We start from the raw sequence: 15,590 nt of genomic DNA on the forward strand, positions 1-15,590 counted from the left end.
GGGCGGGCGCAGGCCCGCCGCCGAGGCGCTCGAGCGGCTAAAGCGGCTAAGGCTGCTCAGGCCGCCAGCACGGCCGGCGAAATCTCGAACGCCGCCACGGCCTCGGAAAGCTGGCGCGTCTGCTGATGCAGCGAAGCCGCGGCAGCCGCGGCCTCCTCCACGAGCGCGGCGTTCTGCTGGGTCATCTGGTCCATTTGCGAGACGGCCTGATTCACCTGATCGATGCCCGTGCTCTGCTCGAGCGACGAGGCGCTGATACCCGCCATCATCTGCGTGGCCCGCGAGATCGAGTTCGACACCTCGCGCATCGACTCGCCCGCGCGCTCAACCAGCTCCGAGCCGCCGCGAATCTGCGAAACCGACTCGCTGATCAGCGTCTTGATCTCCTTGGCCGACTGCGCGCTGCGCTGCGCGAGCCCGCGCACCTCGCCCGCCACGACCGCGAAGCCGCGGCCCTGCTCGCCCGCGCGCGCCGCTTCCACAGCCGCGTTGAGCGCGAGAATGTTGGTCTGGAACGCGATGCCGTCGATCACGCCAATGATCTCCGCGATCTTGTCCGAGCTTTGCGCAATGCCGCGCATGCGCTCGACCACCTCGCCCACCACGGCGCCGCCGCGCGCGGTCGCGTCGAGCGCGGCCTCCGCCAGCGCGTTCGCCTCGCGCGCGTTTTCGGCCGTGTTGCGCACGGTGCCCGTCAATTCCTCCATGCTCGCCGCCGTTTCCTCCAGCGACGCCGCCTGCGATTCGGTGCGCGCCGAAAGATCGGCGTTGCCGGTGGCGATCTCGTCCGCGCCCACGTTGATGGAACCCGCCGTTTCCCGCACGGTGTGGACCGTGCGCGCGAGGCTGGCCTGCATCAGCGCAAGACCCTGGAACAGCCGGCCGATCTCGTTTTCGCCGCGCGCGGCGATGCGCTCGTCGAGGCGCCCGCGCGCGATACGGTCGAAATGGCGGCCCGCTTCCTCGAGCGGCTCCACCACGCCGCGCCGCAACGCGAAGTGCACGCCGCTCGCCAGTGCGACCAGCAGCAGCACGATGAAGATGCCCACGCCCTGGAAGAGCGCGAGGCGCGAGTCGATCGAGTCGAGCGATGCGCGGCTCGCCGCGGAGCTGAACTGCACAAAGGAGTGCAGCTCTGCGAGATAGGCATCCTGGTAAGACTGCGTAGGCTGGTCGAGGAAGGCTTGCAGATTGTTGCCGTTGAGGTCATCGATCAGCTCGCCGAGCGCCTTGCGGTAGACCTGGAAGCGCTCGCCGAGCGCGGCGACGCGCGCGCGGTCGTCGTCGTTGATCGGCGGTACGGCCATGAGCGCTGCGAACGTGGTGTCGGCGGCGGCCAGCTGGTCGCGCGCGTGATTGACCATGTCGGTCGGCACCGTGCCGCCACGGACCATGCGCGTGCCCGCGCGCGAGAGATTGATACGGGCGTCCATCAACTGCTGGGTGATGACGTTGGCGGCGCTTGCCTGCCGCAACGCCACTTTCGAGAGGTCGGCCACGTCGTCGTGCGTGCGCGTGAGCGACCAGTAACCAAGTCCTGCCGTCACGAGCTGCAGTACACAGAACGCGACGAGGACACACAACAGGCCGGATGCGACCTTGATCTTGCTGAACATCGGGGACACCTGGGATGGCAGTGAATGAGTGAGGCGCGAGCATGTGATCGCCCGGGCCCGCACTGCGTTTACGGCCACGCAAAGGCCATTTTTGAGCCCCAAACCGTGAAAAAACGGCCCAAAATGCGCAACGAATCATTTCAGCAATGGTTGCACGATCATTCCCAGCATTTTTCGCAACAATAAAATGCCGCCTCGATTCGATTCACCTTGACTCGACGCCGATGCTTCCTAGAGTGGTTAGGAAACCACACGGGGATAGACCCAGGGAATGCCACGATGACAGATCTTGTGGATCGCGCACGCGGCGCTTTGCATGCCCAACCGTTCAGCGTGCTGCTCGGAACCGAACTGACGCACGTGGGAGCCGACGAGCTGACCCTGCGGTTGCCGGTACGCGACGAGCTCAAGCAGCAACACGGCTTCGTGCATGGCGGGGTGATCAGCTATCTCGCCGACAACGCGCTGACCTTCGCGGGGGCGCTGGCGCTCGGGCCGCGGGTGGTGACGGGGGAATACAAGATCAACTATCTGCGACCGGCACTCAAGGGCACGCTGATGGCGCGCGCGCGCGTGGTGCACGCGGGGCGGTACCAGGCCACCTGCCAGTGCAGCGTCTACGTGATGGAAAACGGCGACGAAAAGCTCGTGGCGCTCGCGCAGGGGACGGTGAACCGGCTGCCGGAAGGCGGTGGGCCGGAAGAGAAAGGTTAGACGAACCAGGGCCTGCTCACGCTAATAACAGGCCTGCGCTGGCCTGCGCCGCAAAACGAAGCGCGCGAGGGGAAGCGGGTCTGCCCCGCCTCCCCTCGCGCGCGTTTTCGTGCTTCAGCGGCGCTTACTCAGCCGCGCGCGTTTTCTGCTGCTGTTCGCCGAGGCCCTCGATGCCCAGACGCACGGTCTGCCCCGCCTTCAGGAACACGGGGTTCGGCTTCACGCCCATGCCCACGCCCGGCGGCGTGCCGGTGGAGATCACGTCGCCCGGCTGCAGGCTCATGCACTCCGAGAGGTACGAAACGAGCTTCGCGACCGAGAAGATCATGGTGCGCGTGCTGCCGTTCTGGTAGCGATGGCCGTCCACCTCGAGCCACATCGAGAGGTTCTGCGGATCGGCCACTTCGTCGCGCGTGACGAGCCACGGGCCGGTCGGGCCAAAGGTGTCGAAGCCCTTGCCCTTGTCCCACTGGCCGCCGCGCTCGATCTGCCATTCGCGCTCGGACACGTCGTTGATCACGCAGTAGCCCGCGACGTAGTTGAGCGCATCCGCCTCGCTCACGTTCTTCGCGTGCTTGCCGATCACCACGCCCAGCTCCACTTCCCAGTCGGTCTTCTTCGAGCCGCGCGGGATCTCGATGTCGTCGTTCGGGCCAACGATGGCGCTCGTCCACTTGTTGAAGACGACCGGCTCGCTCGGCACCGGCATGCCCGATTCGGCCGCGTGGTCGGCATAGTTCAGGCCGATGCACACCATCTTGCCGATATGGCCCACGCAGGGCCCGATACGCGGATTGCCTTCGACGAGCGGCAGCGTTTCCGGGTCGATCGTGCGCAGTTGCGCGAGACCGGCGTCGGAGAGCACGTCGCCCGCAATGTCGGCCACGTTGCCCGAGAGCGCGCGAATGCGGCCTTCGGCGTCGAGCAGGCCCGGTTTTTCGTGGCCCTTCGGGCCATAGCGAAGCAGTTTCATCGTCTGTGTTCCTCGTGTGTCTGTGCGTTGCTGTCGGTCAGCATCGCCTGGGAGAATTTTGGAGCTAACTAGTTAGACCATCCGCCATCGATCACATGCGCCTGGCCGGTCGTGAACCCCGATTCGTCGGAGGCGAGGTAGAGTGCGAGCGCGGCGATTTCCTCGGGCTTGCCCACGCGCCCCATCGGCTGGCGCGAGACGAACGCGGCGCGCGCGGCTTCGACGGTCGTGCCCTGCGCCGCCGCTTGCGTGGCGATGCGCTCCTCGAGCGACGGCGACGACACCGTGCCCGGGCAGATCGCGTTGCAGCGGATGCCGCGCGTCACGAAGTCCGCGGCCACGGCCTTCGTCAACCCTATCACGGCAGCCTTCGAGGCGCCGTACACAAAGCGGTTGGGCACGCCCTTCACGCTCGACGCCGCCGACGACATGTTAATAATCGATCCGGCGCCCTTCGCCAGCATGCCCGGCAGGAACGCGCGGATGGTCCGGTACATCGCCTTCGCGTTCAGATCGAACGCGAAGTCCCAATCTTCTTCGCTTGCTTCCAGTATCGAGCCCGCGTGCACGAAACCCGCGCAGTTGAACAGCACATCGATCGCGCCCAGTTCCTGCGCGAGCGCCGTGATGGCTGCGCCGTCGAGCACGTCGAGCTTGCGAGCCTCGACCGGTAGCGCCGAAAGCGCGTCGATGCGCAGGTCCGTGGCGATCACGCGCGCGCCTTCGCGTGCGAACAATTCGGCGGCCGCGTAGCCGATGCCCTGGCCCGCTGCGGTGATCAAGGCCGTCTTGCCGGCCAGTCTTTGTACCATCTGCCACTCCGGTTGGATGCGCGGCACGGCGATACCCGACATTGCAGGAAGCGCCCCATGCCGCGATCGAGCGATGAAATCGCGGAAAGAAGTCGGGATGACGCAAACGGCCATTATGGCGACGCAGGCGCGCCTCGTGGCGTTCGGCGGACGTTGTCTAACCGGCTGGACCGGCCTCAAGGTTGGTCGTAAGGTCGGTCTTCAGCCGATAGAAAGCCGCGGCGTTGCTGCCAAACACGGCGGCGCGCTCGTCCGCCGAAAGCGTTTTAGTGAGCTGTTGCGCGCAGGCGTGCCAGCGTTCGTAGTCGCCATTGAGGTTCAGCACCGGCCAGTCGCTGCCCCACATGAGGCGTTGCGGACCGAACGACGCGAACAGATGCGCGACCCAGGGCGCCAACGTGGCGTTGTCCCAGCCTGGCGCGGCTTCGGTCGCGAGCCCCGAGAGCTTGCAATGCACTTGCGGGAACTGCGCGAAGCGCGTGATGGCCTGCGACCACGCTGCGAAGCCGCTGGCGCCGCCAGCCTCGATGGGCGGTTTCGCGCCGTGATCGATCACCACCCGCAAATCCGGATGCCGCGCGAGGAACGTGGCGAGCGCGGGCGCGTGGCGCGTGAAAACGAGCGCGTCGAAGGCGAGATCGTGCGCGATGAGCGCTTGTATGCCGCGCGCGGTATCGGCGGTTGCGATCCAGTCGTCATCCGGGAGGTCCTGAAGCATCGGCCGCACGCCGCGCAGCTTCGGCTCACGCGCAAGCTCGGCGATCAGCGTGCCTACGTGCGGGTCGTCGAGCGGCACCCAGCCCACCACGCCCGCAATCGAGGGCTCGTTGCGCGCGAGATCGAGCAGCCAGCGCGTTTCCTCGACGGTGGGCGCGGCCTGCACGACCACCGTGCGCGACACGCCGCACGACGCGCGCAGCGGCGCGAGATCGGCGGGGCCGAACGCGCGATAGAGCGCGGTCATCGACGGCGTGAGCCAGCCGTAATCGCCGCGCGCGGGGTCCCAATAGTGCTGATGGGCGTCGATCCGTTCGATCGTGGCCATGGCTCAAGCCTGCGGAAGCGGTGCGCGCGGATCGAGAAGCCCCTTGTCGCGCAGCGCGAGCCACAACTCGCGGGGCAATTTCGTTTCGAACGAGGCCACGTTCTCGCGCACTTCCTGGGGGCTGCGCGCGCCGTTGAGCACGGTCGCCACGGCCGGATGCGCATAGGGAAACTGCAGCGCCGCGGCCGCGAGCGGCGCGTCGTAGGTCCGGCAAATCGTTTCGAGCCGCGCCACGCGTTCGACCACTTCCTTCGGCGCATCGGCATAGTTGAACTTGAGTTCGCCAAGCAGACCATGCGCGAGAATGCCCGAATTGAACGCGCCGCCCAGCAGAATGCTCACACCCTTCTTCTCGCACTCCGGCAGCAGATCGTCGAGCGGCGCCTGTTCGAGCAGCGTATAGCGGCCCGCCAGCAGCGCGCAGTCGATATCGAATTCCTGCATGGCCTCGAGTATCACTTCGCGTTCGTTCACGCCGAAGCCGATCGCCTTGATCGCGCCCGCCTTGCGCAATTCGTCGAGCGCCTTGAAGCCGCTGTCGCTCAGTTGCCGCCAGTAGTGCTCGTTGCGCTCGCCGTGTGTGTAGCGGCCGATGTCGTGCACGAGCAGGACGTCGATCTCGGGAATGCCGAGCCGCTGCTGGCTGTCTTCGAACGAACGAAGAATGCCGTCGCGCGTGTAGTCGAAGATCGCCTCGAAGGGCAGCGGGTCTTGCCAGCCCTCGCTGCCGTCGTACGGATGCGTGCGCGGCACGAAGTGGCGGCCCACCTTCGTGGAAATCACGTACTCGTTGCGCGGATAGCGCCGCAACGCCGCGCCCAGCCGGTGTTCGGCCTTGGTGTGGCCATAGTGCGGCGCGGTGTCGAAAAAGCGGATGCCGACTTGCCACGCGGCGTCGACCGTGGCCTGCGCTTCTTCCTCGGTCAGGTCGCGATACAGGCCGCCGAGCGGCGCGGTGCCTAGACCCAGTGCGCTCACTTCGAGCGCCGTGCGTCCGATACGGCGCGTGTGCGCCACCTTGGGATGCTGTTCTTGCGCCATGGCTCGTCACCTCCGGGAGATGGTTGTATCCACAACGAAACGGTTTGAAAGCACGTTTTAGTTCACGGCTTCGACAATCGGCACGCGCGCACTGGCGGGCAGACATGCGGGACCGACTGGCTCGAAGGTCTTGTACGTCAGGATAAACTCCTGGTGCCCGAGCCCTTCCGACTTCGAGCGCTCGCCGCCCGCTACCGCCAGCGTGCGCTCGAACACTTCGCGCCCCACTTCGTCGAGCGTTGCGCGGCCTTCCAGAATGCGGCCTGCATCCACGTCCATGTCGCCAGCGAGATTGCGGTAGGTTTGCGGGTTCGCGCACACCTTGATGACGGGCGCAAGCGCCGAACCCACCACCGACCCGCGCCCCGTCGTGAACAGGATCACATGCGCGCCGCACGCGATCAACTCCGCGATTTCCGCATTGTCGCTGATATTCGGAAAGCCGAAGCGCGGCTCGCCGTCGGGCACCACGTCGAGCAGATAAAGCCCGCCCGTGGGCGGCACGTCGCCAGGCTTCACGATGCCGACGATCGGCGAGGCGCCGCTTTTCGCGTACGCCCCGAGCGACTTCTCCTCCTGCGTGGTGAGCCCGCCGTCCGCGTTGCCGACGGCGAACGACCCGTGGCCGAGAATCGAGTAATAGCGCGCCGCCTTGGCCACGCATGCCACGATCTCCGCGCCGAGTTCGGGCCTGGCCGCCCGGCTCTCCATGTGGAATTCGCAGCCCACCAGCTCGCCGGTTTCCTCGAAGATACAGGCCGCCCCCGCCGCAATCAGTTGATCGAAGGCGCGACCCACTGCCGGGTTCGCGGTGATGCCACTCGTGCCGTCCGAGCCGCCGCAGATCGTGCCGACCACGAGTTCGTCCAGACGCATCGGCACCTTCTTCTGCGCGGCGAGTTGCGCGCGCGCGCCGCGCACCCAGTCAAGCCCGTACTGGATCGTGCTGCGCGTGCCGCCCTTTTCCTGAATCGTCAGGACTTCTACCGGGCGGCCGCTCGCGCGAACCTGCTCCACGAGATAGTGCTTGTTCATGCTCTCGCAGCCAAGCGACACGAACAGCACCGCACCCACGTTCGGATGCGTAGTGAGCTGCTTCATCATCTTCTCGGCGTAGCTGTTCGGGTAGCAGCCGGGAAAGCCGATGAGATGCACAGGCGGCTCATGTTGCCTGCCTGGATCGTCGAAAGCGTCGAATGGTTCGCGAAACTGCGCGACGATTTCGTGCGCCACATGGTGCGCGCATTCCACGAGATAGGCCACCGCAACCACGTTGCGAATGCCCTTGCGGCCGTCGTTGCGCAGCCAGCCTTCGATCATGGGTTCGGCGGCTTGTGAAGGTGTGACGTTGCTATGGCTCATAACTTGAATCCTGCTCCGGGCGCATGCCGCATCATGAGGTCACGACTTGTGCGGCACAAACTCGTGCCCTGCGTCGTGCGTATAGGTCGGCAGATAATCGCTTTCCAGGTTATGCGTGTGCAGATGCTCGCCGCGCGCCACCGGCCCGTTCACGTGGCCGATGCGTGCGCCGTAGCGCAGCACCTTCTCCTCTTTCGCGAGCGCGTAGCGCGCCACCTTGTGACCGAGTTCGATCGTCTTCGCGAGCGTCACGCGCTCGCCTTCTATCTCAACGGTCTCGCCCTGCGTCAAGCGCGCCGCCGCAATCAGGCAGTTGTCCTCAGGGGCAAGCAGAATGAGGCGAGCGTCCGTATGGGGTGCATTGCTGTTCACAGAGAGTCTCCACCTTTAGTTCTGTGCCTCGCCGCCCGCGAGCCGCGCCACCATCAACGAGCCGAGGATGATCGCTCCGTAAATCGCCTGAATCCAGAACGACGGGACCTGGGCGAGCGTGAGCAGGTTCTGCACCACCCCGAGCAGCAGCACGCCCGAGAGCGCGCCCAGCATCGTGCCCTTGCCGCCATCGAGCGAAATGCCGCCGATCACCGCCGCCGCGAACACCGTGAAAATCATGCCATTGCCCTGATTCGCATTGATCGCGCCCACGTAGCCGGTAACGATCAAGCCGCCAATCGCGGCAAGCACGCTGCCGAGCACGAACACGCCCCACGTGATGCGCTCCACGCGGATACCGGCGGCGCGCGCTGCATCAGGATTGCCGCCGATTGCATAGAGCGCGCGGCCCACGCGGTGATAGCGCAGCATGAACGCTGCGATCGCGAACGCAGCGGCGGCGAGCCACACAGAAACCGGCAGGCCGAGCACGATGGTCGTGGCGAGCGCGAAGAACGACGAAGGCATATCGAAGAGCGTGCCGCCTTTCGTTGCGCCCACAAGCATCCCGCGCAGCACGATCAGCATGGCGAGCGTCACGATGAACGCGTTCAGGCGCAGCCGCACCACGAGAAAGCCGTTGATGAAGCCGATCAGCGCACCCACCAGCACGATGGCGGCGAGCCCGACGAACGCAGGCCACTGCGTGCCGAAGCCCGCCGACGCGGCCGGCATGACGAGCATCGCGCCAACGGCGGGTGCGATGCCCACGGTCGATTCGAGCGAAAGATCGAACTTGCCCGTGAGCACGATAAGCGATTCGGCGAGCACCACGAGCGCGAGCGCGGCGGACGCGCCGAGCACGCTGATGAGATTGGCGCGCGTGAGAAAGCTCGGGCTCACGAAGCCGCCGATCACGAGCAACAACACGAGCGCAGGCAGCAGCGCGAAATCGCGCAGGCGCGCCAGTTCGATGCGCGGACGGGCACGGCGAGCGTTCGCGGCCGCATTGGACTGCGCCGTCGCGAACGCGGGCGTCGAAACACTATTCTTCATGGAGATCGACTCCTTCAATCGATGCGATCAGTTCGTGGTCCTGCCATCCGGCCGCCATCTCGGTGACCACTTCGCCGCGAAACATCACGAGCACGCGGTCGCAGGTGCGCAAGTCGTCGAGTTCGCTCGACACCACCAGCACGGCCTTGCCTTCGTCGCGCACGCGGTCCACGACCGAGAGCAGTGCTTCCTTCGATTTCACGTCCACGCCCGCCGTGGGATCGATCAGCACGAGAACGTCGGGACTGCTTGCCAATGCGCGCGCCATCACCACTTTTTGCTGGTTGCCACCCGAGAGACCTGAAACCACGTGGTCCGGACCTTGCGCAACAATGCCGAGCGACTCGATCATGCGCCTGCCGAATGCCTGCTTCTTCGCCGGCGGCGCGAAACCAAAGCGCCCCAGCAGCCCCGCAATCGTCATGGAAGCGTTCTCGGCCACCGACTGCGTGAGCACGAGCCCTTCGTGATGACGGTCCTTGGGCACGCAACCTATGCCGCTTGCAAGCGCCGCGGGCACGTCGCCGGGCGTGAGCGGCGCGCCTTTTACGCGGATCTCGCCGGAGCGCTGCGCCGTGAGTCCCGCAATCGCCTCGCCCACGCTCGTGCGGCCGCTGCTCGTCGCGCCCGTGAGTCCTACCACTTCGCCGCGCTTTAGCGTGAACGACACGTCGTGATAGTCGCGGCCCGTGAGGCCGCGCACTTCGAGCGCGCGCGGCGCGTTGGCGGGCAGCGCCGCGCGCGCCGCCGCATCGGCGACGTTCAGGCCGCCGCGCTCGCCCGTCATGGCTTCAATGAGCTTCTCGCGCGGCAATTGCGCCACGCTCGCACTCACGATATGACGCGCGTCGCGCAGCACCGTGACGGCCTGGCAAATCTCGTACACCTCCTGCAAATGGTGCGAGATGAACAGGAACGTCACGCCTTCGCGCTGCAATTCGTCGATCCGCCGGAAGAGGCGCTTGATTTCCTCGCCGTCGAGCTGCGCAGTCGGCTCGTCGAGGATGATGAAACGCGCGCCATACGAAAGCGCCCGCGCAATCTCCACGAGCTGGCGCGCTTCGACCGTGAGGTCGCCCGCGCGCGCGTCCTCGCGCACGTCGATGCGCCAGTGATCGAGCAGCGCTCGCGAGTCGCGGCGCATGGTCGGCCAGTCGATCACGCCGCGCCGCCGTGGCTGGCGATTAATGAAGAGATTTTCCGCGACCGTGAGATCGCGAATGATGGTCGAGTGCTGATACACGCAGGCCACGCGCTCGCGCCAGGCGTCGCGGTCGGCGAGCGCTGGCGCGCTCTCGCCGTTGAAACGCACCGTGCCTTCGTCGGGCTTGCGCAGTCCGGTGAGGATCGAAACGAGCGTGGACTTGCCCGCGCCGTTGCGGCCCACCAGTGCATGCGACTCGCCCGCCATCACGCGCAGGCTCACGTCGGCGAGCGCCGCCGTGGAGCCATAACGCTTCGTCACGCCGCTCGCCTCGACCACAGGCTCGAGCGCCCGCGCAGCCGCCTCGCGGCTGCCCACGGATACCGCGCCGCCCCACGGCGGCGCGGTATCCGCTACGGTCCGATCGCTGGTTCGATCGTTCATTTGACGGTGTTGCCCCACAGGTTCTTGTCGTCGACGTTCTGCTTCGTCACGAGCGGCGCCGGCAACTGGTCTTCGAGAATGCCGGACTGCAACTGGATGATGGTGCTGTCGTGATCGGTCTTGCCCGGCTTGAACGTCTTGCCCTCCAGCGCGGCCTTGATGTAGTAGAGACCGTACTTCGCGTAGAGGTCGGCGGGCTGCGAAACCGTTGCATCGATCTCACCCTTGCGGATTGCTTCGAACTCCTGCGGAATGCCGTCGTTGGAAACGATCACGATGTGCTTCGGATCGCCCGCGGGAAAGAGCAATTGCTTGCGGCGCAACGTTTGCAGCGTGGGCGAGAGATACACGCCGCCCGCCTGCATGTAGATGCCCTTCACATCGGGGTTCGCGGTGAGCAGGCTGTCCAGCGCGCTCGCCGCCACGTCGCCCTTCCAGCCCGCCGGAATTTCGAGCAGCGACAGATTCGGGTAGTGCTTCAGGCACGCGCGGAACGCTTCCGAACGGTCGCGCCCGTTCACCGAGGCGAGGTCGCCCATGATCTGCACGACCTTGCCCGACTTCACGTGCTCGCCAATGTATTTGCAGGCCTGCTCGCCGTACGCGTGATTGTCGGCGCGCACGACCATGGCGACGTTGCCCTGCGTGGGCGCGACGTCCACGGCCACGACTTTCACGTCTTTCTGGGCGGCATTGCCGAGCGCGCGGCTAATCGCGGCTGAATCGATCGGCCCGACCACGATGCCCTTCGCGCCCAGATTGATCATGTTGTTCATGTCCGTGATCTGCTGGGCGGGATCGTTATTCGAGTTCACGGGCGCGAGAACGTCGATGCCGTCCTGCTTCGCGTAAGCACCGAGGTAGTTGTTGTACGACTGCCAGAACGGCGAAGTCAGGAGCGGCAGACCGAGGCCGACCTTGCCGAGTTCGGCGGCGTTGGCCGCACTCGACGCGCCTAACGCCGCAGCGCAGGCCGCGGCGATGCAAAGCGATGTTGTGGCGGCGCGGGCGAAGGCGCCGCGCGCGTGGTGAATTGCGGTGGAGCGGCGGGCCTTCAAGAGCCCGGATGCGAACGCCATGTGTGTCTCCTTCTGGATCGATCGCGGCAACTAATCGCGGCAACTAAGTGCCCGGCGCGATCGATCTCTCGTTTGTTGAATGACATGTGTTCGCCGCGCCCACGTGGAATGCTCGAAGCGCCGGCGACCCGTTGCAACTGCCTCTTCCCTACCTGACGACGCTGGTGTTTATTCACCAGTGAACGTATTATTCATATACGCACATCACAAGGTCAAGCGATGTGCAGTGCAGCATGGGTCCGTGATTTCCCTGGGGACGATCAGATGGAAAAGAACGCGAAAAAAAGCCAGATGGACAACGTGCCCGAAGAAGCCGAAGAGAAAGACGACGCCGATCGCTATCGCGCGCCCGCGCTGGACAAGGGGCTCGACATCCTCGAACTGCTCGCGGAGCAACGCGCCGGCTTGACGCGCGCCGAGATCACGAAGGCGCTAGGCCGCAACGCGAGCGAGATCTACCGCATGCTCGAGCGGCTGGTGGCGCGTCAGTACGTGATCCGCTCGGAAGGCGGCGACCGCTATGCGCTGAGCCTGAAGCTCTTTGCGCTCGCGCACCGCCACCCGCCCATGGAGCGCCTGATTTCCGAAGCGCTGCCGCTCATGCAGCGCTTCGCCGACGAAGCCGAGCAGTCCTGCCATCTCACCGTGTACGACCGCGGCAACCTGCTGGTGATCGCACAGGTGGACGGGCCTGGCACGTGGGGCATTGCCGTGCGGTTGGGTTCGCGCGTGGGCCTCGTCGATACGAGTTCGGGCCGCACGCTGCTCGCGTGGCAAACGCCGGAGCAGCGCGCGCACATGCTCGCGGAGCATACGAAGGTGAAGGGCGAGGTGGCGATCGATCACGCGGCGCTGGAAACCGCATGCGAGCAGGTGCGCGAGGTGGGCTTCTCGCGCAAGGACAGCCAGCAGATTTTCGGCGTGACGGACGTGACGTTTCCTGTGCTCGGACCTTCGGGTCAGGCGATCGCGGCGCTGACCTGCCCGTTCCTCAAGCGCATCGACGACTATGTCGCGCCCTCGCTCGACGAGGCCACGCAAATGCTGAGCGCAACCGTGCAGACCTTGTCGATGTTTCGCGAAGACGGCGCGGCGTAACGTTCAGCGCTGCGTGCTGCCCGCCGGGCGCGGGTTCATGCTGGCGCATGCCTCGTCTACTGCACGACCACGGGCGTACGACCGCCCGTTTCCTCCGTTATGCCTTGCGCCTCCCGCTCCACAATCGCCATGGAGAGTCGCTCGAAGTCGCGCGTGAATCCTGCCGTGTCGAACAACGGCGACGCGCTACGCGCGGCCGCGAGCTTTTCACGCACCCTCGCCCGCCAGGCCGCGTCGGTGGCAAAGCCGAGCGCGCTCTGGAAGTACGCGTCGAGATCGCGCGCGACGAGTTCGGAGAGGCCCACCGTGTGCAGCAGACTCATGCCCACGCGGCCCGCGAACAACGTGCCCGGCGCCGTCACCATCGGCACGCCCGCCCAGAGCGCGTCGCTGCCCGTGGTATGCGAGCCCACTGGCAGCGTGTCGAGCGCGAGGTCCGCGAGTGACAGGCGCGCGAGGTGCGCTTGCTGCGACACGCGCGGCGCGAAGATCACGCGAGCGGGATCGACGCCTTGCGTTTCGTAGAAGCTGCGCAGGTTCGCTTTCGCGCGCACCGAGCCCGGGTCGAGCAGCCAGAGCACGCTGCCGGGCGTGGCCTTGAGCAGCCGCGCCCACAACGCCGACATCGGCGCGTTGAGCTTGAAGGTCTGGTTGAAGCTGCAAAACACGAAACCCGTTTCGGGCAAGCCCGCTTGCACGCGCGAGGGCGGCGGCGCGCTCTCGCGGCGGTGATCGACAGGCTGATAGCAATGCGGCATCAGCGCCAGTGTCTCGCTGAAGTGCGAGGTTGAATCGGGCGGCGTGACGATGGCGTCGGAGATGAGATAGTCGGCCAGCCGCGTGTGGCCGAGCGAGCCGGGATAGCCCAGCCAGCTCACGATCACGGGCGCGGGCCGCAGCGCCGTGATGCCAAGCCGCGCGCCCGTTGTATAGCCTTTCAGGTCGACGAGCAAGTGAATGCCGTCGCGCGCGATCTGGGCGGCCCCCTGGGCGTCGGACAGCGCGCCGATGTCGTGCCACGTGCCCGGCACATGCGCGAAGCGCGCACGCGTTGCGGCGTCGGGGTCGGGCCCGTACGAGTACAGATGAACGTCGAAGCGCGTGGCGTCGTGCAGTTCGAGCACGCCCGCCAGCAAGCGCAGCGTGGCGTGGTCGTAAAAGTCGGCCGAGAGATAGCCGATGCGCAACCGCTCGCCCGCTTTGCAGCGTGCAAGCGCGGCGGCGAGCCCCGCGCCGCGCGCCACGAGCGGCGCCGCGGCCAGTTCCCCGCGCCAGCGGCTCTGCGCGAAGCGCAACCCCGCTTCGCGATGCAACTGCGGCGTGAGCGCCGGAATGCCGAGCAGGCACCACGGCGTAAGGTTGTCCGCCGTGCCCGCCGACACCATGGCGAGCGCCGCCGCGTCGATCTCGGCAAGCTGCTGCCAGTGCGCCTCGCGGCGGCGCACGAATTGCGCGGCCTCCCAGCGCCCGCCCCGGCAATACGCTTCATCGGCTTCGTCGATGCGGTTCAGACGCTCCAGCAAACCGCCATAGCACTGCCAGAGATGCGGCGAATTCGGCGCGAGCGTGAGCGCTTGCTTGAGGTTTGCCTCGGCGGCTTCGAGCTGGCCGGCGTCCTGCTGAAGCATCGCGAGATTGCTGTAGGCGAGCGCGTAGCTGGCGTCCGTCGCAATGGCCTCGCGGTAGCAGGCCTCGGCTTGCAACAGCGAGTTGCGCTTCTTGAGCAGATTGCCAAGGTTGCTGAACACGCGCGCCTCGCGCACGCCCGCGCCGATCGCGGCGCGATACGCTTCGATCGCCTCGCCGTCGCGGCCCTGCCATAGCAGCGCCCAAGCGAGATCGCGCTGGCACGGCCCGCTTTCGCGCTGGGCAAGCGACGCGCGCAGCCAGTGTTCGGCTGCCTCGAACTGCGATTGCCGCGCGAGCGTCACGCCGAGTTGATGGAGCGCTTCGGCATGATGCGGGTCCTGTGCGAGGATCTCGCGAAACAGCGCTTCGGCGAAGCTGTATTTTTTGTCGTTCAGGTGCCCGATGCCGCGTTGAAGCAAAGCCTCTGGACGCGAATCGGCTTGAGATGAGGGGCGCGATGAGTTCATCCGGCGATGATAGGGAGCGCCATCGCATGATGAAATCGGACACGTCCTACATGTGCGCCGCGCGAGCATGCCTGCCCGTTCCGCGCAAATGGAAGGCCGCCACGCAAAACGGTTAGAATGGCGGCCCTCTCAAAAAACCCGTGCGCCTTGCAAGGCGGCCGCGTATTCGAAAACCCATGGCGAAACTCCTGACCGATCAAGAATTCCAGCGCTTTTCCGAGCTTCAGCAGAAACAGGCGAGCTTCACGATCACGCCCGCAGAAGCCGACGAGCTGCGCGACATCGTCGCGCGCGCGCAGAAAAAGCGCGACGACCGCGCCGACGCGATGAAGACCGTCGAAACCGCCATCGCGCAATTCGAGATCGCTCCCGAGGAGCTTTTCACGGCCGAGCAGATCGCCGAAGCCGCGCGCAATTTCGGCCTGATTCCGGCCACGCGCAAGGAACGCGTGCTGCCGCCTTCGCTCACGTTCAACGGCAAGACGCACCAGTGGACCACGCGCGCGCTGCCCGACGACATCCGCACGCCGCTGTTCGAGGCCTTCCAGGGCGGCCAGTCGGTCAAGGCGTTCATTGCCACGCCGAAAGACGCCGCGCGCTGCGCCGCGACCATCGCGCGGCTGGAGAAGGAAACCGGCGCGCAGTACGGCGAAGCCTGGCTCGAAGAACTTGCGCTCACGCGCGGCCAGATCGACGACGCGCTCGCGAAGCTGGCCGCCTGACGCTGCCGCTCAGTTG

14 protein-coding genes are annotated in these 15,590 nt (G+C 66.1%); 3 read left to right on the forward strand and 11 right to left on the reverse strand.

Annotated elements, in window-relative coordinates; genetic code table 11:
• Positions 1-56: 56 nt before the first annotated feature.
• The gene (locus U5A52_RS03280) at positions 57-1,616 is read right to left on the reverse strand and encodes a methyl-accepting chemotaxis protein (protein ID WP_321933917.1); all 1,560 of its coding nucleotides are present in this window, start codon (positions 1,614-1,616) and stop codon (positions 57-59) included.
• 279 nt (positions 1,617-1,895) lie between these two features.
• On the opposite strand from U5A52_RS03280, the gene U5A52_RS03285 reads away from it, so the two are divergent.
• Positions 1,896-2,330, forward strand: a complete 435-nt coding sequence (locus U5A52_RS03285) for a PaaI family thioesterase (RefSeq protein ID WP_321914352.1) — start codon at positions 1,896-1,898, stop codon at positions 2,328-2,330.
• Positions 2,331-2,454: 124 nt separating this feature from the next.
• On the opposite strand, the gene U5A52_RS03290 is transcribed toward U5A52_RS03285, so the two are convergent.
• The 9 genes from U5A52_RS03290 to U5A52_RS03330 form a co-directional block, all read right to left on the reverse strand.
• Entirely contained in the window at positions 2,455-3,303 is an 849-nt protein-coding gene (locus U5A52_RS03290; RefSeq protein WP_321914353.1) for an ureidoglycolate lyase, read from the reverse strand.
• A 68-nt stretch (positions 3,304-3,371) separates the two neighbouring features.
• Entirely contained in the window at positions 3,372-4,115 is a 744-nt protein-coding gene (locus tag U5A52_RS03295) for an SDR family oxidoreductase (protein WP_321933919.1), read from the reverse strand.
• Positions 4,116-4,272: 157 nt separating this feature from the next.
• Complete coding sequence (locus U5A52_RS03300) at positions 4,273-5,160, reverse strand: amidohydrolase family protein (RefSeq protein WP_321933921.1); 888 nt, start codon at positions 5,158-5,160, stop codon at positions 4,273-4,275.
• Between the two features lie 3 nt (positions 5,161-5,163).
• On the reverse strand, positions 5,164-6,201 hold the full coding sequence (locus tag U5A52_RS03305; protein ID WP_321933924.1) for an aldo/keto reductase: 1,038 nt from the start codon (positions 6,199-6,201) through the stop codon (positions 5,164-5,166).
• 57 nt (positions 6,202-6,258) lie between these two features.
• Positions 6,259-7,563 carry a UxaA family hydrolase gene (locus U5A52_RS03310; protein WP_321933927.1) on the reverse strand — a complete coding sequence of 435 codons (1,305 nt, stop codon included), beginning with the start codon at positions 7,561-7,563 and terminating at the stop codon, positions 6,259-6,261.
• A 39-nt stretch (positions 7,564-7,602) separates the two neighbouring features.
• Entirely contained in the window at positions 7,603-7,935 is a 333-nt protein-coding gene (locus U5A52_RS03315) for a UxaA family hydrolase (RefSeq protein WP_321933929.1), read from the reverse strand.
• Positions 7,936-7,950: 15 nt separating this feature from the next.
• Positions 7,951-8,991 (reverse strand): ABC transporter permease, encoded by a 1,041-nt coding sequence (locus tag U5A52_RS03320; RefSeq protein WP_321933930.1) that lies wholly within the window; start codon positions 8,989-8,991, stop codon positions 7,951-7,953.
• Positions 8,981-10,579 (reverse strand): sugar ABC transporter ATP-binding protein, encoded by a 1,599-nt coding sequence (locus tag U5A52_RS03325; RefSeq protein WP_321933931.1) that lies wholly within the window; start codon positions 10,577-10,579, stop codon positions 8,981-8,983. The genes U5A52_RS03320 and U5A52_RS03325 overlap by 11 nt, the downstream gene beginning before the upstream one ends.
• Positions 10,576-11,658 (reverse strand): sugar ABC transporter substrate-binding protein, encoded by a 1,083-nt coding sequence (locus U5A52_RS03330; protein WP_321933932.1) that lies wholly within the window; start codon positions 11,656-11,658, stop codon positions 10,576-10,578. Before U5A52_RS03330 ends, U5A52_RS03325 begins: the two co-directional genes overlap by 4 nt.
• A gap of 264 nt (positions 11,659-11,922) precedes the next feature.
• Between U5A52_RS03330 and U5A52_RS03335 the strand changes: the two genes are divergently transcribed.
• Positions 11,923-12,756: an IclR family transcriptional regulator gene (locus tag U5A52_RS03335; RefSeq protein WP_321914362.1), complete on the forward strand. Its 834-nt coding sequence runs from the start codon at positions 11,923-11,925 to the stop codon at positions 12,754-12,756.
• Positions 12,757-12,812: 56 nt separating this feature from the next.
• On the opposite strand, the gene U5A52_RS03340 is transcribed toward U5A52_RS03335, so the two are convergent.
• The gene (locus U5A52_RS03340) at positions 12,813-14,804 is read right to left on the reverse strand and encodes a tetratricopeptide repeat protein (RefSeq protein WP_321933933.1); all 1,992 of its coding nucleotides are present in this window, start codon (positions 14,802-14,804) and stop codon (positions 12,813-12,815) included.
• 224 nt (positions 14,805-15,028) lie between these two features.
• Here U5A52_RS03340 and U5A52_RS03345 point away from each other — a divergent pair, with 224 nt between their 5' ends.
• The gene (locus tag U5A52_RS03345; protein WP_321914364.1) at positions 15,029-15,574 is read left to right on the forward strand and encodes a hypothetical protein; all 546 of its coding nucleotides are present in this window, start codon (positions 15,029-15,031) and stop codon (positions 15,572-15,574) included.
• Positions 15,575-15,590 lie beyond the last annotated feature (16 nt).

The sequence above is a fragment of the Paraburkholderia sp. J8-2 genome (assembly GCF_905220195.1).
Classification (GTDB): domain Bacteria; phylum Pseudomonadota; class Gammaproteobacteria; order Burkholderiales; family Burkholderiaceae; genus Paraburkholderia.